At 72.3% G+C, this 19,928-nt stretch carries 16 protein-coding genes and 3 tRNA genes; 9 read left to right on the forward strand and 10 right to left on the reverse strand.

Annotated features, from left to right (window positions below):
- Nucleotides 1-28 precede the first annotated feature (28 nt).
- Entirely contained in the window at nucleotides 29-826 is a 798-nt protein-coding gene (locus LE548_RS28555) for a maleylpyruvate isomerase family mycothiol-dependent enzyme (RefSeq protein WP_225099840.1), read from the reverse strand.
- Nucleotides 827-836: 10 nt separating this feature from the next.
- Nucleotides 837-1,478: a TetR/AcrR family transcriptional regulator gene (locus tag LE548_RS28560; protein ID WP_225099841.1), complete on the reverse strand. Its 642-nt coding sequence runs from the start codon at nucleotides 1,476-1,478 to the stop codon at nucleotides 837-839.
- Between the two features lie 95 nt (nucleotides 1,479-1,573).
- Here LE548_RS28560 and LE548_RS28565 point away from each other — a divergent pair, with 95 nt between their 5' ends.
- The gene (locus LE548_RS28565; RefSeq protein WP_225099842.1) at nucleotides 1,574-3,052 is read left to right on the forward strand and encodes an MFS transporter; all 1,479 of its coding nucleotides are present in this window, start codon (nucleotides 1,574-1,576) and stop codon (nucleotides 3,050-3,052) included.
- 58 nt (nucleotides 3,053-3,110) lie between these two features.
- Here LE548_RS28565 and purL read toward each other — a convergent pair whose 3' ends face one another.
- Genes purL through purS form a run of 3 tightly spaced genes read right to left on the reverse strand, consistent with a single transcriptional unit; the run spans nucleotide 3,111 to nucleotide 6,315 of the window.
- Nucleotides 3,111-5,369: a phosphoribosylformylglycinamidine synthase subunit PurL gene (purL, locus tag LE548_RS28570; protein ID WP_225099843.1), complete on the reverse strand. Its 2,259-nt coding sequence runs from the start codon at nucleotides 5,367-5,369 to the stop codon at nucleotides 3,111-3,113.
- Complete coding sequence (gene purQ / locus LE548_RS28575; protein WP_225099844.1) at nucleotides 5,366-6,046, reverse strand: phosphoribosylformylglycinamidine synthase subunit PurQ; 681 nt, start codon at nucleotides 6,044-6,046, stop codon at nucleotides 5,366-5,368. The genes purL and purQ overlap by 4 nt, the downstream gene beginning before the upstream one ends.
- The gene (gene purS, locus LE548_RS28580; RefSeq protein ID WP_020940955.1) at nucleotides 6,043-6,315 is read right to left on the reverse strand and encodes a phosphoribosylformylglycinamidine synthase subunit PurS; all 273 of its coding nucleotides are present in this window, start codon (nucleotides 6,313-6,315) and stop codon (nucleotides 6,043-6,045) included. Before purS ends, purQ begins: the two co-directional genes overlap by 4 nt.
- Before the next feature lie 310 nt (nucleotides 6,316-6,625).
- On the opposite strand from purS, the gene LE548_RS28585 reads away from it, so the two are divergent.
- The 8 genes from LE548_RS28585 to LE548_RS28620 all read left to right on the forward strand — a co-directional run bounded on the left by LE548_RS28585 (nucleotide 6,626) and on the right by LE548_RS28620 (nucleotide 11,157).
- The gene (locus LE548_RS28585; RefSeq protein ID WP_067056255.1) at nucleotides 6,626-6,943 is read left to right on the forward strand and encodes an Lsr2 family protein; all 318 of its coding nucleotides are present in this window, start codon (nucleotides 6,626-6,628) and stop codon (nucleotides 6,941-6,943) included.
- Nucleotides 6,944-7,122: 179 nt separating this feature from the next.
- Nucleotides 7,123-7,194, forward strand: a tRNA-Gly gene (locus LE548_RS28590).
- Nucleotides 7,195-7,273: 79 nt separating this feature from the next.
- Nucleotides 7,274-7,346: transfer RNA gene (locus LE548_RS28595), tRNA-Gly, on the forward strand.
- Between the two features lie 130 nt (nucleotides 7,347-7,476).
- A complete protein-coding gene (locus LE548_RS28600; RefSeq protein WP_225099845.1) occupies nucleotides 7,477-8,412 on the forward strand; it encodes an ABC transporter ATP-binding protein in 936 nt (311 codons plus the stop codon).
- On the forward strand, nucleotides 8,409-9,188 hold the full coding sequence (locus tag LE548_RS28605) for an ABC transporter permease (RefSeq protein ID WP_225099846.1): 780 nt from the start codon (nucleotides 8,409-8,411) through the stop codon (nucleotides 9,186-9,188). The genes LE548_RS28600 and LE548_RS28605 overlap by 4 nt, the downstream gene beginning before the upstream one ends.
- A gap of 17 nt (nucleotides 9,189-9,205) precedes the next feature.
- Complete coding sequence (locus tag LE548_RS28610) at nucleotides 9,206-10,447, forward strand: sensor histidine kinase (RefSeq protein WP_225099847.1); 1,242 nt, start codon at nucleotides 9,206-9,208, stop codon at nucleotides 10,445-10,447.
- Nucleotides 10,444-11,058, forward strand: a complete 615-nt coding sequence (locus LE548_RS28615) for a response regulator transcription factor (RefSeq protein ID WP_225099848.1) — start codon at nucleotides 10,444-10,446, stop codon at nucleotides 11,056-11,058. The genes LE548_RS28610 and LE548_RS28615 overlap by 4 nt, the downstream gene beginning before the upstream one ends.
- Before the next feature lie 23 nt (nucleotides 11,059-11,081).
- Nucleotides 11,082-11,157: transfer RNA gene (locus tag LE548_RS28620), tRNA-Gly, on the forward strand.
- Between the two features lie 33 nt (nucleotides 11,158-11,190).
- On the opposite strand, the gene LE548_RS28625 is transcribed toward LE548_RS28620, so the two are convergent.
- The 5 genes from LE548_RS28625 to LE548_RS28645 form a co-directional block, all read right to left on the reverse strand.
- Nucleotides 11,191-12,090 (reverse strand): phosphoribosylaminoimidazolesuccinocarboxamide synthase, encoded by a 900-nt coding sequence (locus tag LE548_RS28625; protein WP_225099849.1) that lies wholly within the window; start codon nucleotides 12,088-12,090, stop codon nucleotides 11,191-11,193.
- Between the two features lie 106 nt (nucleotides 12,091-12,196).
- Nucleotides 12,197-13,702, reverse strand: coding sequence for a N,N-dimethylformamidase beta subunit family domain-containing protein (locus tag LE548_RS28630; protein ID WP_225099850.1), 1,506 nt, complete (start codon nucleotides 13,700-13,702; stop codon nucleotides 12,197-12,199).
- 332 nt (nucleotides 13,703-14,034) lie between these two features.
- A complete protein-coding gene (locus LE548_RS28635) occupies nucleotides 14,035-15,810 on the reverse strand; it encodes a hypothetical protein (protein ID WP_225099851.1) in 1,776 nt (591 codons plus the stop codon).
- A gap of 272 nt (nucleotides 15,811-16,082) precedes the next feature.
- A complete protein-coding gene (gene purD, locus LE548_RS28640; protein WP_225099852.1) occupies nucleotides 16,083-17,348 on the reverse strand; it encodes a phosphoribosylamine--glycine ligase in 1,266 nt (421 codons plus the stop codon).
- A 187-nt stretch (nucleotides 17,349-17,535) separates the two neighbouring features.
- Nucleotides 17,536-19,890, reverse strand: a complete 2,355-nt coding sequence (locus LE548_RS28645; protein WP_225099853.1) for a DNA polymerase III subunit gamma and tau — start codon at nucleotides 19,888-19,890, stop codon at nucleotides 17,536-17,538.
- Nucleotides 19,891-19,928: the final 38 nt, after the last annotated feature.

The raw sequence follows: 19,928 nt of genomic DNA on the forward strand, positions 1-19,928 counted from the left end.
CCGGTACGACCGGTTCCGCCGCCCCGGGTCACGACATCAGCGGCAGCAGAGAGCCGAGGTCCGCCCGCTCCCCGCTCGCGCTCACCTCGGCCTCCTCGACAGCCTCCTTCCAGCTCACGCGCCCCGTGGCGAGCCGGATCCAGGTCAGCGGACCGGTCTCCACGACATTCGGCGGGGTGCCGCGGGTGTGCCGGGGCCCCTCGACGCACTGCACCACGGCGTACGGCGGCACCCGCACCTCGGTGGAGCCGCCGGGCGCCTTCACGGCGAGGGCGTCGGCGAGCAGCCGGGTGGCGGCGGCCAGGGCCTGACGGTCGTACGGGATGTCCAGGCCGGGGACGGCGGCCGCGAGGTCGTCGGTGTGGACGACGAGTTCGACGGTCCGGGTGACCAGGTAGTCGTCCAGGGACATCGCGCCGGCGCTCGTCTGCAGGATCCGGGTGCCGGGGTGCTCCGCGAGCAGGGCGCCCAGGGACTGCTCGATGTCCGCGAGGTAGCTGTCGAGGCCGGCGTGTTCGGCGGCGATGTTCCGGGTGAACTCGTCGATGGCGGCGGCGTTGGCCGAGGTGGAGAAGGGCCAGTCGAGCGGGGCGGAGTCCGCTCTCGGCGGCTCGGGCAGGGCGAGCGCCCGGTGGATCGCGGTGAGGGCCATGCCGATGTGCGCGACCAGGTCCCGTACGGTCCACTCGCCGAGCCGGGTGGGCAGGGCGAGCTGCTCCGCGGTGAGGCCGCGGACGGCTTCCCGGACGTTGCCGAACTGGGCGAGGACCGCGGCTCGGGTCTTGACGGGGTCGTAGGTCCGGGCGCGCTTCTTGGCGGGAGGCATGGCGGTGAGCCTATGCCTTGACGGCGTAGTCCTTCAGGCCGTTTTCCACCAAGTCGAAGGCCCGTCGCGCGCGTTCGGCGGCGTCGGCGGCGACCTGCTCGGGGGACTCACCGGCGTCGAGGCGGCGGTGGTGCTCCTCCACGAGCGCGGTGCGGGTGACGTTGAGCGTGGCGGCGGCGATCAGGGCCAGGGTCGGGTCGCCGGTCTCCTCGGCGAGCACGTCGGCCAGCTCCCGTGCGCCGCGCTCGGAGGCGACGTACGCGCGGTCCCTCAGGACCGGGGTGGCCATGACCACCTCGCGGATCCGGCGGGCGAACGGCTCGGGGTTCAGCCCGACCGAGGGGTCACGCGCCTCGACCAGCTCCAGGAACTGCCGGCGTACGGCGGCCACCGCCGACTCGCCCGGGGCACGGTCGCGCACGGCACGGGCGGGGTCGGAGAAGTGCTTCTCCATGGGCTTGAAGACCAGGTCCTCCTTGGTGCCGAAGTAGTTGAAGACGGTCATCTTCGACACCTCGGCCGCGTCGGCGATCTCCTGCACGGACACCGCGTCGAAGCCCTTCTCCGCGAACAGCCCGATCGCGGTCCGGTAGATCCGCAGCGCCGTCTGCTGCTTCTTGCGCTCCCGCAGCCCCATCGCCTCACCCGCCATGAGGGCACCGTACCAAGGCGATGTTTTGGCCGGGATCAAACTTCATCCCAGATAAAAGATTGACCTAGTCCACGCTTGGGAGGCATGGTGGGCCCATGCCCGACACTCAGCTGACCGACACCCGGCGCAAGATCGCCCTGACCGTCTGTCTGATCACGATCGTCCTGGCCGTCCTGGACACCCAGATCGTGTCCGCCGTGACCGTCCCGATCGTCAGGGACCTCGACCCCGAGCACGGCGTGGCCACGATCCCCTGGCTGGTGAGCGCCTTCTCGCTGGCCTCGGCCGCGATGCTCCCGCTCTACGGCAGGCTGTGCGACGTCCTCGGTGCCAAACCCGTCTTCCTCGGCTCCCTCGGCGCCTTCCTCACCGGTTCGGCGCTGTGCGGCGCGGCCCCCTCGATGGACTGGCTGATCGCCTCCCGGGCCGTACAGGGTCTCGGCGCGGGCGGGTTGATGAGCGTGACGATGGTCGTCATCGCCCAGCTCATGGGGCCCGGCGAGCAGGGGAACAAGGGCGCCGGCACGGGCGGGATCGTCGCGGGCGGCGGCATCGCCGTGGGCCCCTGGCTCGGCGGCTTCCTCGCCGACCACACGAGCTGGCGCTGGGCGTTCTACGTCAACCTGCCGCTCGGCATCGCCGCGCTCGCCACCGCCGTGGTCGTCCTGAGGCTCCCCCGCCCCGCTGCCGGCAGCCGCGCGATCGACTTCGCCGGCGCCGCGCTCGCCGCCGTGTTCTCCACCGCGCTGCTGCTGGTCACCGAGTGGGGCGGCAAGCAGTACGCCTGGGCGTCCCCGCAGGTCGTCGGCGCGGCCCTCATCGCGGCCGGCGCGCTCGGGCTGTTCCTGCGCCGCCAGTTCACCGCCGCCGCGCCCATCCTGCCGCCCGCGCTGTTCCGCATCCCTGAGCTGCGCCTGGGCTTCGCGCTCCAGGGTCTGCTGGGCGCGGCCATGACCGGCGCGATCTACTACGTGCTGGTGTACCTCCAGCTCGCCCGCGGCATCACCAGCTCCTCCGCGGGTCTGTATCTGATCCCGATGGCGGCGGGCATCATGGCGGTCGGCGCGGCCACCGGACGGCTCGCCGAACGCGGCTGGTCCGAGCGGACGTTCGTGCTCAGCGGGTCCGTGCTGAGCACGGCCGCCTTCCTGCTGCTGGCAGGCACCGGCACCCACACCTCCCTGTGGCAGGTGCGGGCGGCCCTGCTCCTGATCGGCCTGGGCTTCGGCCAGCTCCTGGGCCAGCTGATCCAGCTGGTGCAGCGCGCGGCCCCACCGCACCAGCTCGGCGTGGCCACGACCTCGATCCGCTTCTTCCAGACCTTCGGCATGGCCCTGGGCGCCGCCTTCTTCGGCACGCTCCTGGCCCGCCTCTACGACGGCCCCGGCGACGTCGGCTCCCTCGCCGCCCTGCGCGGAGCGGACCGCGCGGCGGGCGTGACGGCGTACGTCTCCGCGATGGACACCGTGTTCCTGTGCGGGGCCGGGCTCATGGCACTGTCCGCGCTGCTCGCGCTCCGCCTGCCCCGGCTCCGGCCGCGGACGGAGCCCGTCGAGGAACCCGTGGCCGCGTAAGAGAGCTACGAGAAGGGCCCCGCCCGGAAGCACCGGACGGGGCCCTCAGCGGGTGTGCCTACGCCAGCAGCGCCGGGATGGTCTCCTCGTGAGCCTTCCGCAGCTCTTCCTGCGTGAGCGTGAACTCGCCCTGGATCTCCACCCCTTCGCCGTCCACGACACCGACGCGGCTGACCGGGAGGCCCCGGGCGGCGCACATGTCGTTGAAGCGGACCTCCTCCGAGCGCGGCACGGCGACGATCGCGCGGCCGGCCGACTCGGAGAACAGGAAGGTGAAGGCGTCCAGGCCGTCGGGTACGACCAGACGCGCGCCCTTGCCGCCGAGCAGGACCGACTCGACCACGGCCTGGATCAGACCGCCGTCGGACAGGTCGTGCGCGGAGTCGATCATGCCGTCGCGGGAGGCGGAGATCAGGATCTCGCCCAGCAGGCGCTCGCGCTCCAGGTCGACCTTCGGGGGCAGACCGCCGAGGTGGTCGTGGATCACCTGGGACCACGCCGAGCCGCCGAACTCCTCACGGGTGTCGCCGAGGAGGTAGATCAGCTGGCCCTCCTCCTGGAAGGCGACCGGCGTGCGGCGCGCGACGTCGTCGATCACGCCCAGCACCGCGACCACCGGGGTCGGGTGGATGGCCGCCTCGCCCGTCTGGTTGTAGAGCGAGACGTTGCCGCCGGTCACGGGCGTGCCGAGCTGCTGGCAGGCGTCCGCCAGACCGCGCACGGCCTCCGCGAACTGCCACATCACCGCCGGGTCCTCGGGCGAGCCGAAGTTCAGGCAGTCGGAGACGGCCAGCGGCTTCGCGCCCGTCGTCGCCACGTTCCGGTACGCCTCCGCCAGCGCCAGCTGCGCGCCCGCGTACGGGTCGAGCTTGGCGTAGCGCCCGTTGCCGTCCGTCGCGATGGCGACACCGAGACCGCTCGCCTCGTCGATGCGGATCATGCCCGAGTCCTCGGGCTGGGCCAGCACCGTGTTGCCCTGCACGAAGTGGTCGTACTGCTGCGTGATCCACTTCTTGGAGGCCTGGTTGGGGGACGCGACCAGCTGCAGGACCTGGGCCCGGAGCTCCTCCGAGGTCTGCGGACGCGGCAGCTTGTTCGCGTCGTCGGCCTGGAGGGCGTCCTGCCAGTCCGGGCGGGCGTAGGGACGCTCGTAGGTCGGGCCCTCGTGGGCGACCGTGCGCGGGTCGACGTCCACGATCTTCTCGCCGTGCCAGAAGATCTCCAGGCGGTCGCCGTCGGTCACCTCACCGATGACGGTGGCGATGACGTCCCACTTCTCGCAGATCTCCAGGAACCGGTCGACCTTCTCCGGCTCGACCACCGCGCACATGCGCTCCTGCGACTCGCTCATGAGGATCTCCTCGGGGGAGAGCGTCGAGTCGCGCAGGGGTACGTCGTCCAGGGTCACGGTCATGCCGCCGGAGCCGTTGGACGCCAGCTCGGACGTGGCGCAGGACAGGCCCGCCGCACCCAGGTCCTGGATACCGACGACGAGCTTCTCCTGGAAGGCCTCCAGGGTGCACTCGATGAGGAGCTTCTCCTGGAAGGGGTCGCCGACCTGGACGGCCGGGCGCTTGGAGGGCTTGGCGTCGTCGAAGGTCTCGGAGGCCAGGATCGAGGCACCGCCGATGCCGTCGCCGCCGGTCCGGGCGCCGTAGAGGATGACCTTGTTGCCCGCGCCGGAGGCCTTGGCGAGGTGGATGTCCTCGTGCCGCATGACGCCGATGGCGCCGGCGTTGACCAGCGGGTTGCCCTGGTAGCAGGCGTCGAAGACGACCTCGCCGCCGATGTTGGGCAGGCCCAGGCAGTTGCCGTAGCCGCCGATGCCCGCGACGACGCCCGGGAGCACCCGCTTGGTGTCCGGGTGGTCCGCCGCACCGAAGCGCAGGGGGTCGACCACAGCCACCGGCCTGGCACCCATCGCGATGATGTCGCGGACGATGCCGCCGACGCCGGTCGCGGCGCCCTGATACGGCTCCACATACGACGGGTGGTTGTGCGACTCGACCTTGAAGGTCACGGCGTAGCCCTGGCCGACGTCGACGACACCCGCGTTCTCGCCGATGCCGACGAGCAGCGCGTCGCTCTGCGGGGCCTTCTCGCCGAACTGGCGCAGGTGGACCTTGGAGGACTTGTACGAGCAGTGCTCGGACCACATGACCGAGTACATGGCGAGCTCGGCGCCGGTCGGGCGGCGGCCGAGGATCTCCACCACCCGCTCGTACTCGTCCTTCTTCAGGCCGAGTTCGGCCCAGGGCAGCTCGACGTCGGGGGTCGCGGCCGCGTGCTCGACCGTGTCCAGAGGCGTCCGGCTCATGCGTTGACCAGCTTCTTGAGGATCGAGGTGAAGAAGGGGAGGCCGTCGGTGCGGCCGGTGCCGATCAGCGGCTCGACGGCGTGCTCCGGGTGCGGCATGAGGCCTACGACGTTCCCGGCCTCGTTGGTGATGCCGGCGATGTCGCGGAGCGAGCCGTTCGGGTTGAAGTCCACGTAACGGAAGACGACCCGGCCCTCGGCCTCCAGCTTGTCGAGGGTGTACTCGTCGGCGACGTACCGGCCGTCCATGTTCTTCAGCGGGATGTGGATCTCCTGGCCCTGGCGGTAGTCGCCGGTCCAGGAGGTCTCCGCGTTCTCCACCCGCAGCTTCTGGTCGCGGCAGATGAAGTGGAGGTGGTCGTTGCCGAGCATCGCGCCCGGGAGGAGGTGGGCCTCGGTGAGGACCTGGAAGCCGTTGCAGATGCCGAGGACCGGCAGGCCGGCCTTCGCCTGCTCGATCACGGACTCCATCACCGGCGAGAACCGGGAGATGGCACCGGCCCGCAGATAGTCGCCGTAGGAGAAACCGCCGGGCAGCACCACGGCGTCGACCTGCTTGAGGTCCTTGTCCTTGTGCCACAGGGCGACCGGCTCGGCGCCCGCGAGGCGGATCGCGCGCTGCGTGTCCCGGTCGTCCAGGCTTCCGGGGAAAGTGACGACGCCAATACGAGCGGTCACTTCGCCGCCTCCGCGACTTCCGCGGCCTCTTCCACCTTGACGGTGAAGTCCTCGATCACGGTGTTGGCGAGGAAGGATTCCGCAAGATCGTGGATGCGGGCGAGCGCGGCCTCGTCGACCGGCCCGTCAACTTCCAGTTCGAAACGCTTTCCCTGGCGGACGTCCGAGATCCCGTCGAAACCCAGGCGCGGCAGCGCACGCTGGACCGCCTGGCCCTGGGGGTCGAGGATCTCCGGCTTGAGCATGACGTCGACTACGACGCGTGCCACTGGCACTCCCGGTGTGTGGTGCTGAGCAGGTTCCTTCAGACTACCCGCACAAAATTTCTACGCGAGTAGAGTTGGAGGAAACTACGTGAGGCGCATCACGATCGGGTGTCGAAGCCGCGCCGTCGCGAAAAGTTCTGGGAAAGTTCCACAGTCCGCCCGGTCCGCCTATTGCACTGGGACACGCAGACGGATTTAGTCGGGCTTCACTTTGCATTGCCGGGCACTGTACAAATGAATTGGCAATAGCCGATACTCGGCATGTCGGCGGCGTTGAGCTGTATCGACGTGCCGCACGAAGGGACCGATATTCGTGGCGCAAAAGGTCGTGGTCACTCTCTTTGACGACATCGACGGCTCGGAAGCGGCGGAAACGATCGCCTTCGGACTCGACGGCAAGTCGTACGAGATCGACCTCAACGCATCCAACGCCAAGAAACTGCGTAAGGCGCTCGCACCCTATGTCGAGGCCGGCCGCAAGCGGTCGCGGTCCGGGAAGGCGTACAAGCAGACGGAGGTCGCCCCCGACCCGGCGGCCGTCCGCGCCTGGGCCCAGGCCAACAAGATGGACGTACCGGCCCGCGGACGCATCCCCAAGAAGGTCTACGAAGCCTTCAGCGCCGCACAGTGAGCCCGCGAAGGGGCAGTCCTCAGGGTCCGTCAGCGGGCCCTGAGGGCCGTGCACTTGGCCCCGGGCGGGCCGCCGGCGGGGACTTCAGGGGCACCGACTTGCGCAACCCCCCTGCTGATCAGCTAATGTCTGGAGCACGCCGAGGGGCAAGGCCGAAAAGCCGGAACCCCGAGGACCGTGCGGGTGTAGTTCAGTAGCAGAACATCCCCCTTCCAGGGGGAAGGCGCAGTGTGCGATTCCTGTCACCCGCTCTGGCACCGGTCACAGCCACCCTTGTGGATCAGGTAGGCTGGTGCTCGCACCGATCGGTGGGAGCCGGTCGGGAGCAGTGCGGACGTAGCTCAGTTGGTAGAGCGCAACCTTGCCAAGGTTGAGGTCGCGAGTTCGAGCCTCGTCGTCCGCTCGGGAATGAGACCCCGGTCCTTCTGGACCGGGGTCTTTTCGTTGCCGCCCGATGTTCCTCTGACATTTGTCATGCCGGGTGATGACATCGCGCACTGCCGAACCGCTCCGGCCGCCGGGACGCTGGCGTCATGGACTACGACGAACACGATCACGTGATTGAGGTCACTGATCTCAAACGCGTCTACGGGGGCGGGTTCGAGGCTGTACGCGGAATCTCCTTCTCCGTCGTGCGCGGAGAGATCTTCGCCCTGCTGGGTACCAATGGCGCGGGCAAGACCTCGACGGTCGAACTGCTGGAGGGGCTGGCCGCCCCCGCCGGGGGCCGGGTCCGGGTCCTCGGTCACGATCCCTACCGCGAGCGGGCCGCCGTACGGCCGCGCACCGGGGTGATGCTCCAGGAGGGCGGCTTCCCGGCCGAGCTGACCGTCGCCGAGACCGCCCGGATGTGGGCCGGGTGCACGAGCGGGGCGCGGCCGGAGGCCGAAGTGCTCACGCTGGTGGGGCTGAGCGGCAGGGCCGGGGTGCGGGTCAAGCAGCTCTCCGGTGGTGAGCGCAGGCGGCTGGACCTCGCGCTCGCCCTGCTCGGCGACCCCGAGGTGCTCTTCCTCGACGAGCCGACGACCGGGCTCGACGCCGAAGGCCGCCGGGACACCTGGGAGTTGGTGCGGGCGCTGCGCGACGCGGGGACGACCGTGCTGCTCACCACGCACTACCTGGAGGAGGCCGAGGGCCTCGCCGACCGGCTCGCCATCCTGCACGAGGGCCGTATCGCCGTCTCCGGGACCCCGGCCGAGGTGACCGCCGGCCGGCCCTCCCGGATGTCCTTCGAACTGCCCGACGGCTACTTCCTCGGCGATCTGCCACCACTCGCCGCCCTCGGTGTCTGCGGGCACGAGACCGAGGGGAGGGTCGTACGGCTGCGGACGACGGAACTCCAGCGGACCGCGACCGGCGTGCTGATCTGGGCCGAGCGGGCCGGGGTGGAACTGCGTGGGCTCGATGTGCGGTCGGCCTCGCTGGAAGAGGCGTTTCTGGGTATCGCGCGGGAGGGGGTGGCGGCATGAGCGGGATCGCATGGGCGCCGGCGGGCCGGCGGCTCCGGGCGCTGGCCCGCGCCGAACTCGCCCTCCTGGGGCGCAACCGCAGTGTCGTGTTCACGGCGCTCTGCCTACCGCTGCTGCTGCCGTTCAGCGTGCGGCCGGCCGTCGCGCAGCTGGACCTGGAGAAGCAGGGGCTGAGCATCGGCGCGGTGATGATGACGGCCGCGATCGGCTTCGCCTTCCTCTTCGCCGTCTACACCTCCCTGGTCAACGCCTACGTCGCCCGCCGCGAGGAACTCGTCCTCAAGCGGCTGCGCACCGGCGAACTCTCCGACGCCGAGATCCTCACCGGCACGGCCCTGCCGGCCGTCGCCCTCGGCCTCGCCCAGGCCCTACTGCTGTGCACGGGCTGCGCGGTGCTGCTGCACACCGGCGCGCCCAAGGCGCCGTACCTGACCCTGCTGGGGCTGGTGGCGGGGCTCGTGCTGAGCGCCGCGCTGGCCGCGCTCACCTCGTCCTTCACCCGGAGCGTCGAGAGCGGCCAAGTCACCGCGCTGCCGCTGGTGTTCGTCTCGATGAGCGGCTCGGGGATCATGTTCCCCACCCAGGTCATGCCGGAGAAGCTCGCCTCCGTCTGCGAACTCCTCCCGCTGTCCCCCGCCGTCCGGCTGGTCGGCGCGGGCTGGACAGGCCAGTTGAGCGCGTACGAGGCGCTCGGCACGGTGGCGACCGCGCTGGCCTGGATCATCGTGGCGGTGTTTGCTGTACGACGGTGGTTCCGCTGGGAACCACGGCGCTGACGTACGGGGGAACGTACATGGTGGGTCGGATACGGCGGTGGCAGCAGCGGCACTGGCGGGACCGGAGCAAGGCCGAGCGCGTCGAGCTGCAGAGCCTGATCACCTGGCATGCCAGCATCTGGGTGTTCTCGCTCACCTGGCTGCTGTTCCCGCTCGTCGGCGGGCTGCACCGGCGGCCCGTGCCGATGGTCCTCGCCGGGCTGCTCGTCGCCGTGAACCTGTTGCAGTGCGCGGCCGCCGCCCGGCTGCTGCGGCCCGCGCTCGACCACTACCTCGGGCGCGCCGCCCTGGCGCCGCGCGCCCAGCGGGGCGCCGCCGTCCTGCTGGGGTCCGGGGTCGCGGTGACGGCGGCGCTGCGCGCGGTCGGCGGGGCCGACCCGGGCACCACCCCGCTCGCTCTCGGAGCCGTGCTCATCACGTTCGGGATGCTGTACGCGCTGACCGTGCCGATCCGGCGCTTCCTGGTCCGGTTCGGAGGGCTGTCGGTGCTGGTCACGGCCGCCGTCGTGGTTCCGCGCCCCACCGGTCCCGGGGTATTCGCCACCGGGCTGGTGACCGCCTTCGCCGCGGGCTTCTCCCTGATCACCGGCCGCTGCGGCGCCTGGACCCTGTCCGTGCTGTGGGAGGCGGAACGCGCCCGCGAGGTCGAGGCCCGGCTCGCCGTCGCCGAGGAGCGGCTGCGGTTCGGCCGGGATCTGCACGACGTGCTGGGGCGGAACCTGTCCGTGATCTCGCTGAAGAGCGAGCTGGCCGTCCAACTGGCCCGGCGCGGACGGCCGGAGGCGGTGGAGCAGATGATCGAGGTGCAGCGCATCGCGCAGGAGTCCCAGCGCGAGGTGCGGGCCGTCGTACGCGGCTACCGGGAGGCCGACCTCGGGGTCGAACTCGCGGGCGCGCAGGGCGTGTTGGCGGCCGCCGGGATCGACTGTGAGGTCCGTGCGGAGACGGCCGGGCTGCCCACCGAGGTGCAGTCCGCGCTCGGCTGGGTGGTGCGTGAGGCGACCACCAACGTGCTGCGGCACGGTGACGCCGGACGGTGTGAGGTGGGGCTGCGGGTGCTGGAGGGGCGGGTAGTACTGACGGTGGAGAACGACGGTGCGGCCGGCCCGCGCGACAGCGGCGGCTCGGGGCTCGCGGGTCTGAAGGAACGGCTCGCCGCCGTGGGCGGGACGCTTCAGGCGGGGCTCGTCGGCGACCGGGACCGGTTCCGGGTGGTGGCCGATGTACCCCTGGAAACTGTGAGAGGAGTCACATCATGAGCGCGCCGGTACGGCTGTTGCTCGCCGACGACGAGCATCTGATCCGGGGCGCCCTGGCCGCGCTGCTGTCACTGGAGGACGATCTCCTCGTCGTCGCGGAGGCGGCCGACGGGCCCGAGGCGCTGGCGATGGCGCGGGCCCACGCGCCCGACGTGGCCGTGCTCGATCTTCAGATGCCGGGCGCCGACGGTGTGAAGGTCGCCACATCCCTGCGCGCCGAGCTGCCCGGCTGCCAGGTGCTGATCGTCACCGGGCACGGGCGGCCCGGCCACCTGAAACGGGCGCTCGCGGCCGGTGTGCGCGGGTTCGTCCCGAAGACCGTCAGCGCCCAGCGGCTCGCCGAGATCATCCGTACCGTGCACGCCGGAAGCCGCTATGTGGACCCGGAGTTGGCGGCCGACGCGATCTCCGCCGGGGACTCGCCGCTGACCGCGCGGGAGGCCGAGGTGCTGGAGCTGGCCGCCGACGGAGCGCCGGTCGCGGAGATCGCCGAGCGGGCCGCGCTGTCGCCGGGGACCGTGCGGAACTACCTCTCCTCGGCCGTCACGAAGCTCGGCGCCGAGAACCGTCATGCGGCGGTGCGTCTCGCACGCGAGCGAGGTTGGGTATAGTTGCTCTCGCGCCACGGCGCAGTGCGGACGTAGCTCAGTTGGTAGAGCGCAACCTTGCCAAGGTTGAGGTCGCGAGTTCGAGCCTCGTCGTCCGCTCCAGCAAGGCCCCCGGTTCCCCGGGGGCCTTTTGCGTTACGCCCAGCTCAGGCCGGTCAGGCGCTCGTACGCCTCCACGTACTTCTGCCGGGTCTGCTGGACGACCTCCTCCTGCAGCGGCGGCGGGGGCTGCTCACTCTTCCGGTCCCAGCCGGAGGCCGCCGAGGTCAGCCAGTCCCGCACGAACTGCTTGTCGTACGACGGCTGCGCACGGCCCGGCTCCCACTGGTCGGCCGGCCAGAAGCGGGAGGAGTCCGGGGTGAGGACCTCGTCGGCGAGGACGAGGGTGTCGCCGTCGAAACCGAACTCGAACTTGGTGTCGGCCAGGATGATGCCCCGGTCGCGGGCGATGTCCCGGGCGCGGGAGTACACCGCGAGGGTGGCCTGGCGCAGCTGGGCTGCGGTGTCGGCGCCGACCTGGCGGGCGACCTCCTCGTAGGAGACGTTCTCGTCGTGCTCGCCGACCTCGGCCTTGGTGGCCGGGGTGAAGATCGGGGCGGGCAGCTCCGAGCCGTCGACGAGCCCCTCGGGAAGGGCGAGGCCGCAGACCGTACGGGACTCGTTGTACTCCAGCAGGCCCGAGCCGGTGAGGTAGCCGCGGGCCACGCACTCGACCGGGATCATCCGCAGGGACTTGCAGATCAGGGTGCGGCCCTGCCAGTCGGCCGGGGCGCCCTCGGGCACGTCGGTGCTGATGACGTGGTTCGGGGCGAGATCACGGAGCTGGTCGAACCACCACAGGGAGAGCTGGGTGAGGACGCGGCCCTTGTCGGGGATCTCCGTGGGCAGCACCCAGTCGTAGGCGGACATGCGGTCGCTGGCGACCATCACGAGGTCGCCCGCCTCGTTCTGGTACAGCTCGCGCACCTTTCCGGTGTGCAGGTGCACCAGGCCCGGAACCTGAATCGGCTCGGGCTTTTCTACGAATCCGGACACGGTTCCTCCCCGTGGTTCTGTCCAAGTGCCTCGATTCTCCCTTATGGGGGCGATCGGTTTCGGCCAGGGGGTCGTGGCGGGTGTCGGGTGGGTGGATCGCCGGGGGTCAGTCGCGTTTGCAGATGCGGTCCAGGAGATTCGCCGTGGCGCGCTGGATGCGGGGGTCCACATGCTCGGGGCGGTCCAGGGCCGGGGACCAGGCGAAGGTGCCGGAGGCGAAGACCCAGGCGCCGGACGGGGCGCGGTACAGGGAGGTCTCCTGGTGGCGCAGGGCACCGGCGGTGTCGGTGTAGGGGGAGTGGGCGAGCAGGATGCGCTCGTCGTGCTCGGGCAGCGGGGTGCGCGGGAAGTAGCGGTCGGCCTCGCCGGCGACCAGGCCGTCGATCGCGTCGCCCTCGTGCGCGCCCGTCGCCTCCCACAGCCAGTGGCCGGCGTTGCGGACGATCAGCGGGGCGGGCTCGGGCACCCGGCCCGCGTACTGGATGCCGACGAGCTGCTGCTCGGGCCGGTCGACCTCCCGCCACAGCACCGGCCTTCCGGGGCCCTTGCGCTTGCGGCAGGTCAGCAGCCGGTCCGGGTCGCCGGCCGGGGACGGGCCCAACTCGACCTGCCAGTACATGGTGTTGGCGGACAGGAAGACCAGTGAGGTGCCCCGGTCGCGGGCGTCCTCGACGGCCCGGCGCATCGGCACCGACCAGTACTCGTCGTGGCCGGGGAAGACCAGGCCCCGGTAGCGGGTGGGGTCGACGCGGCCCGCGTGCAGATCGCGGGCGTCGGCGTAGGCGAGGTCGTAGCCGTAGCGCTCGGCCCAGCGGATGAAGTCGTAGGCGTGGCCGACGTGGAGCGGGAGGCCCGCGCCCGCGTACGGCCGGTCGAAGGACACCGTGGTCGCCGCGTCGGCCTCGCCGAGCAGTCGGCCCCGCTCGTCCCAGGCGTGGTAGAGACTGGCGCCGGTGCGGCCGTCCTCCGGGTAGAGGTTGTACGCCTGCCAGGTGATGTCCGGCAGCAGCAGGAGCAGGTCGGCGGGGTGGTCGTCGCGGACCGTGAACGGCACGTGGGAGCGATAGCCGTCGACAGTGGTGAGGACGGCCACGTAGGCGCCGATGTGCCAGTGGGCGGGCACCTGCAGCCGCCAGGAGAGCCACCAGTGGTGGCAGGAGACCGTGCGGTCGGCGGTCAGCGGCGCGGGCTGGACGATGCCGGACAGCCGGGGGCTGGTGGTGATCTTCTTCGCGCCGTCGCCGCCGTAGTGGCCGATCCGGTAGATGTCGACGCTGAACTCCTGCGGCGGGTCGACCGTGACGCGGAAGTCGATCGCTTCGCCGGGGGCGACCGCGCCGGTGGAGGTGAAGCCCTTGATCTGGCGGTGCACGTCGTCGGCCGAGCGGGGGCCGGGCACCCGGGGGGCGGGGCCGGGAGCGGAGCCTGGGGCGGGGCGCACGCCGGTGGGCTGCTGCGGGCTCGGGTCGACGTACCAGGGCACGACGTGACCGGTGTCGTCGAAGTAGGTCTCACTGCCGCGCAGCCAGGGCACCGGGCCCTGGCCGAAGGGGTCCGTGACGGCGTGCGCGAGTGCTCCGGATTCCCAGCGGCGGATGTGCTCCGAGGCCATGATCGCTCCCCTCCCTCAGGTCCCCCGTGTCGTCCCTGTCTCGGTGGTGCTCGCTGTGCTCGGTGGTACTCGCTGTGCTCGGTGGTACTCGCTGTACTCGGTGGTACTCGCTGTACTCGTGGTGTTTGCTTGGTACTCGCTGTGCTCGGTGACGTCTGCTGTGCTCGGTGGTATCTGCTGTGCTCACCGTGCTCGGCCGTGCTGTCGTATGTCGCACGCCTTTGCCAGATGCGTGGTCGCACCCAGCACATCACATAACGCACGCGCTCGGTCACTAGTCGTTGCGAATTGACCTGAAGTGGAAGTCAGGGCTTCCGTTCATATGACATTCGTCAGACGAGTCGTACGGGCTTCTCGGGGCGTATCCCGGTGGTGGCCAGCCAGTCGCGCAGCGGGCCCGGGTCCCCCTCCTCGATCAGGCTGAGCACTCTGGGCGCCAGGTCGCAGGCCCGCTCGCCGTCCAGCAGCAGGGAGGGGCCGTCCAGCCAGTCCAGGGCGGGGACCGCGCCGGCGGTGTCGACGGCGGCACAGCACACCATCGCCGTGACGTGGTCGGCGAGCAGATCGCGGCCGGTGCGCGGGGGCTGCAGCGGGAAGAGGGGCAGACAGTCGTCGTCCCACAGGGCGCTCTCGGGGCCCCGGCCCGCGCTGGTCGCGCCTCTCGGGGCGCCGGCCTCCTCGCGGGCCAGTTCGGCACTCAGGCCGGCGGCGAGGGCGGCGCTGCGCTCGGTGCCGGGGTCCGTGTCCTCGTCGTCCTCGTACATGCCCTCAAGGGGCGCCTCCTCGGCCGCGCTGGGGGACTGGTGCGGCATGACGGCGGACGGCTCGGCGAGGTGGTCCAGGACGCGGGCCAGGGTGGGGCCGCCGGGGTCGGGGGCCATGGGGTCGACGGCGGGGCGCACGCCCAGGGAGTCCAGGACGCGGTGCAGCCGGGCCGCCTCGGCGCGCCAGGTGCGGTCCACGACCTCTTCCGGATACGCCTGCCAGTCCACCGGCGCCCAGTCGGGGCCGGGCTCGGCGGGGCCGCCGTGGAAGAGACGGGCGGCGAGCAGCGAGGTGGCCTCGTCCACCACGCCGGGCTCCTCCAGCAGATCGCAGGCCGGACGCTCGCCGAGCCGGGAGGCGAAGCCCTCGGCCAGCCGGTCGCGCCGGGACAGCTCGGTGAGCGCCGCGACCACGCCCGCGTCCAGCCGGGACGGCCAGCGGCCCATGCGCCAGGCCGGCAGCGCGACCCGGGTCAGCAGCCGGTCCCAGCCGGCGTAGGCGAGGCCGACCTGCTCCTGGGCGACGATCCTCAGGCCGTAGTCCACCGCCTGGGCCCGCTCGGCCGCGGCCGCCGCGACCCCGCGCTCCATCTGCGTCGCGTGCTCCCGGCAGCCGCGCAGCAGAAGCCCGGCCACCCAGCCGAGCGCCGCACACGCCACCCGGGCCAGCGGGCCGCGGCCGGGCGCCGAGGCGACCGCGAGCGCCGCGTCCAGCCCGCGCACGAATCGCCGCGCGGCCGCTATGTCGGGGTGCGCCGAAGGTCCCGTACCGGCGACGACCGGGGCGAGGACGGCGCGCAGTTCGCCGACGCGCATCCACCACAGGAACGGGGAGCCGATCACGAGGACCGGCGCGACCGGCGTACGGCGGTGGGCCGGGGAGCCGTGGGGTCCCGCTATCTCGTCGGGCGCCGAGCGGGCCGGCGGGCCGTGGGCCGCGTGCGTACGGTCCTCCAGCCAGCTGTCGCAGTCCGGGGTGAGCGCCACGGCCGAGGGGGCCGGGACGTCCAGCCGGTCGGCGAGGTCGCGCACCATCCGGTACAGGTCCGGGGCGGACTCCTCCGGGACCGGCACCGTGGGCGTCGTGGCGGGACGGGCGCGGGCCACGACCAGGGCGACGGCGGCGGCGGCCGGCAGCACCAGCAGGGCGAGCGCACTCACCGCGATCCGGGCGGCGTCCCAGCCGGGGCCGACCAGATGACCCGTGGAGCCGCCGACCAGCAGGATCACCGCGACGCCCGCGGGCAGCAGGGCCGCGGCCAGCGCCCGGCCCCGGACCCGCAGGACGGCCAGCGCCCGGGAGCGCGCGGCCTGCGCGCCCGCCTCCACACCGATTCCGCTCACGTGCCGACCTCACCCCCTCGCTGCCGTTGCCGTGCTTGCCTGGTGGTGCTCACTCCCCCACTGTGGCACCCGCCACTGACATCGCAATGCCGGTGGGCCAAGTGCCGGAACGTCCGGAAGGCTTGCGCGGCACCCTAGTTGGGGCCCCGGTCCGCGTCATCCATATGGGCGATTGCTCACTCGATGGAATGGCTTTGGTCAGAGGTGGGTGACAGACAGCAAGGATCAGGCCCCGGATCGTGGATCCGGGGCCTGCATCAGGTGCGGGCAGGTCAGGCGGTCGCCTGCGCGTCCCGCGCCGCCTTCGCGGCGATGTCGGTGCGGTGCTGGGAGCCGTCCAGCCGGATCCGGCCCACCGCCCGGTACGCCCGCTCGCGCGCCTCGGTCAGGTCCGTGCCGGTGGCCGTGACGGACAGCACACGCCCGCCCGCGCTGACGACGGTGTCGCCGTCCTGCCTGGTCCCGGCGTGCAGCACGTACGCGTGCGGGGCGTCCTCGGCGGCCACCTCGTCCAGACCGGTGACCGGGTCGCCGGTGCGGGGGGTGCCGGGGTAGTTGTGCGAGGCGACGACGACGGTCACGGCCGCGTCCTCGCTCCAGCGCAGAGGCGCCAGATCGGCGAGGGTGCCGGTGGCGGCGGCGTGCAGGATCCCGGCCAGCGGAGTCCGCAGACGGGCCAGCACGACCTGGGTCTCGGGGTCGCCGAAACGGGCGTTGAACTCGATGACCCGGACCCCGCGGCCGGTGATCGCCAGACCGGCGTAGAGCAGACCGGAGAAGGGCGTGCCACGGCGGCGCAGCTCGTCCACGGTCGGCTGCAGCACCGTCTCCAGCACCTCGTCGACCAGCTTCGGGTCGGCCCACGGCAGCGGCGAGTACGCGCCCATGCCTCCGGTGTTCGGACCCTCGTCGCCGTCCAGGGCGCGCTTGAAGTCCTGAGCGGGCTGGAGCGGCAGGACCGTCTCGCCGTCGGTGATGGCGAAAAGGGACACCTCGGGGCCGTCGAGGAACTCCTCGATGACCACCCGCTCGCAGCCGGCGGCGTGCGCCGTGGCCGTGTCGAGGTCCTCGGTGACGACGACGCCCTTGCCGGCGGCGAGGCCGTCGTCCTTGACGACGTAGGGCGCGCCGAAGGCGTCGAGGGCCTCGGCGATCTCCTCGGCGGTCGTGCAGACGTAGGAGCGGGCGGTCGGTACCCCGGCCGCCGCCATGACGTCCTTGGCGAAGGCCTTGGACCCCTCCAGCTGCGCGGCCTCCTTGGACGGGCCGAAGACGGGGATGCCCGCCTCGCGGACGGCGTCGGCGACCCCGGCGACCAGCGGGGCCTCCGGGCCGACGACGACCAGCTCGGCGCCGAGGCCCGTGGCCAGCTCGGCCACCGCCTTGCCGTCGAGCGCGTCGACCGGGTGCAGCTCGGCGACCTCGGCGATGCCGGCGTTGCCGGGGGCGCAGTGGAGCGCCGTGACGGCGGGGTCGAGGGACAGGGAGCGGCACAGGGCATGTTCGCGGGCGCCGCTGCCGATGACGAGGACCTTCACGGGGTCAGCCTAATGGCAAGGTTGCCGAAGGTCGGGGGCCGGGTTTGTTGGGCTTTCCTCCAAAGGCCTTCCTCCGAAGGCCTTGCTCCGCCTTGTTCCGAAGGCCTTGCTCCGAAGGCCTTCCTCCGGAGAGGAGGGCGCTTGCCGCCGACCGGGGCCGATGGGGCCGAGGCCGATGAGGCCCTCGTCACTCGTTCGAGAACTCCTCCACCACCGTCGCGCCCAGCTCCCGCACGATCAGTTCGTGCCCGGAGAGGGCCGACTCGTCCAGGTCGGGGTCGTCGTCCTCGGGGATGTCGTCCTCGGGGGCGACGGGCGGCGGCTCGGGGGCGGAGACGGGCCGGGGGGCCGGGGCGGGTGCCGCCGTGGCGGACGCGGGGCCGGGCTGCGCGGACACCGGTGCCTGCGGGGCCGCCTGGGGAGCCGCGGGACGGGGTGCGGCCGGGGCGCCGTAGCCACCGCCCGCGCCTGCGGCGGGAGCGCCGCCGTAGCCACCGCCGTAGCCCTGGGCGCCGCCCGTCGCCGGGGGCGCGGAGCCGCCGGACGGATCGATGACCGCCTCGATCTTCCACTGCACGTTGAACTGCTCGGCCAGCGCCGCCCGCAGCACGTCCTCGCTGCCGCTGCCCGCGAAGTTGTCACGGGCGCCGGCGTTGACGAAGCCGAGCTGGAGCGTCGTGCCGTCGAAGCCGGTCACCTGGGCGTTCTGGCTGAGCAGGATCCAGGTGAAGCGGCGGCGGTTCTTGACCGCCTCCAGGATGTTCGGCCAGAGCGCGCGGGGGTCGAGGCCGCCGGCCGGGGCGGTGGGCGCGGTGGCGACCGGAGCGGGGGCGGCTGGGGCCGTCGGGGCAGAGGCGGAGGCGGATGCGGGGGCGGATGCGGGGGCCGTGGGGGCCCGGCCCGGCTGGTGCTGTGGCTGAGCGGGGCCGCGGCCCGGGGCCTGGCCCTGCTGTCCGCCCGCCTGCGCGGCCGTGGGCCATGCCCCGGCGGGGCGCCGGCCGCTGCCGGCCGGAGCGGCCATGGGCCAGGCGCCGGGGGCGGCAGGGGGCTGGGCCTGGGCGGCGGCGGGCTGCGGGACGGGGGCAGGGGCGGGGGTGGCCGCGGGAGCGGGCTCGGGAGCCGGGGCGGGCTGCGGGGCGGCCGGAGCGGCAGCGCCACCGTGGACGGGCGCGACCGGGGCAGCGCCGTACGACGCACCGGAGGCGGCCGGATCGGGGGCGGCGACCGGAGCGGGGGCGCCGGCCGGAGCGCCCGTCGCGCGGACGGCAGCCCGAGCCGCGGCGGGACCGCCACCGGGCGGAACCGGCGCACCGCCGCCCTGGCCATGGGCCTCGGGCCCGGGGACGTACCCCATGGCGGGCGCGCCACCGCCGCCGGAGAAGTTGACGCCACGCTCCAGGCGGTCGAGGCGGGCCATCACGGAGCGCTCGTCGCCGTAGGCGGCGGGGAGCAGCACGCGCGCGCAGATGAGTTCCAGCTGGAGGCGGGGCGAGGTGGCGCCGCGCATCTCCGTCAGGCCCTCGTTGACCAGGTCGGCGGCACGGCTCAGCTCGGCGGCGCCGAACGTGGACGCCTGGGCCTGCATGCGCTCCAGGACGTCGGCGGGAGCGTCGAAGAGCCCCTTGTCCACCGCGTCGGGGACAGCGGCGAGGATCACGAGATCCCGCAACCGCTCCAGCAGATCGGCGACGAAGCGGCGCGGGTCGTTGCCGCCCTCGATGACGCGGTCCACCACCTCGAAGGCGGCGGCGCCGTCACCGGTGGCGAAGGCCTCGACGACGGAGTCGAGGAGCGAGCCGTCGGTGTACCCGAGGAGGGAGGTGGCCATGGCATACGTCACACCGTCCGCACCCGCACCGGCGAGGAGCTGGTCCATGACGGACATGGAGTCACGCACGGAACCGGCACCGGCTCGCACGACGAGCGGCAGCACACCCTCCTCGACGGGGATGTCCTCCCGCCCGCACACCTCGGCGAGGTACTCCCGCAGGGTCCCCGGCGGGACGAGCCGGAAGGGGTAGTGGTGAGTCCGCGACCGGATCGTCCCGATGACCTTCTCGGGCTCGGTGGTGGCGAAGATGAACTTGAGGTGCTCCGGCGGCTCCTCGACGACCTTCAGCAGCGCGTTGAAGCCGGCCGACGTGACCATGTGGGCCTCGTCGATGATGTAGATCTTGTAGCGGCTGCTCGCGGGGCCGAAGAAGGCCTTCTCCCGCAGCTCACGAGCGTCGTCCACACCACCGTGGGAAGCGGCGTCGATCTCGATGACGTCGATGGATCCCGGACCGTTGCGGGCGAGGTCCCGGCAGGACTGGCACTCGCCGCAGGGGGTCGGCGTGGGACCTTGCTCACAGTTCAGGCAGCGGGCGAGGATGCGCGCGCTGGTCGTCTTGCCGCAGCCGCGCGGACCGCTGAACAGGTACGCGTGATTGACCCGGTTGTTCCGCAGCGCCTGCTGCAGCGGGTCGGTGACATGCTCCTGCCCGATGACCTCGGCAAAGGTCTCCGGGCGATAGCGGCGGTACAGCGCGAGAGACGACACGCATACGAGGTTATAGGCGCCCACTGACAACCCGGGAA

Origin of the sequence: Streptomyces sp. CoH27 (assembly GCF_020181035.1) — a bacterium.
GTDB lineage: Bacteria > Actinomycetota > Actinomycetes > Streptomycetales > Streptomycetaceae > Streptomyces > Streptomyces camelliae.

Excerpts from the sequence above, each read along its gene's own strand:
- LE548_RS28555 (WP_225099840.1), bottom strand. The coding sequence starts at position 826 with ATGCCTCCCGCCAAGAAGCGCGCCCGGACCTACGACCCCGTCAAGACC.
- LE548_RS28560 (WP_225099841.1), bottom strand. The coding sequence starts at position 1,478 with ATGGCGGGTGAGGCGATGGGGCTGCGGGAGCGCAAGAAGCAGCAGACG.
- LE548_RS28565 (WP_225099842.1), top strand. The coding sequence starts at position 1,574 with ATGCCCGACACTCAGCTGACCGACACCCGGCGCAAGATCGCCCTGACC.
- purL (WP_225099843.1), bottom strand. The coding sequence starts at position 5,369 with ATGAGCCGGACGCCTCTGGACACGGTCGAGCACGCGGCCGCGACCCCC.
- LE548_RS28600 (WP_225099845.1), top strand. The coding sequence starts at position 7,477 with ATGGACTACGACGAACACGATCACGTGATTGAGGTCACTGATCTCAAA.
- LE548_RS28605 (WP_225099846.1), top strand. The coding sequence starts at position 8,409 with ATGAGCGGGATCGCATGGGCGCCGGCGGGCCGGCGGCTCCGGGCGCTG.
- LE548_RS28610 (WP_225099847.1), top strand. The coding sequence starts at position 9,206 with ATGGTGGGTCGGATACGGCGGTGGCAGCAGCGGCACTGGCGGGACCGG.
- LE548_RS28615 (WP_225099848.1), top strand. The coding sequence starts at position 10,444 with ATGAGCGCGCCGGTACGGCTGTTGCTCGCCGACGACGAGCATCTGATC.
- LE548_RS28630 (WP_225099850.1), bottom strand. The coding sequence starts at position 13,702 with ATGGCCTCGGAGCACATCCGCCGCTGGGAATCCGGAGCACTCGCGCAC.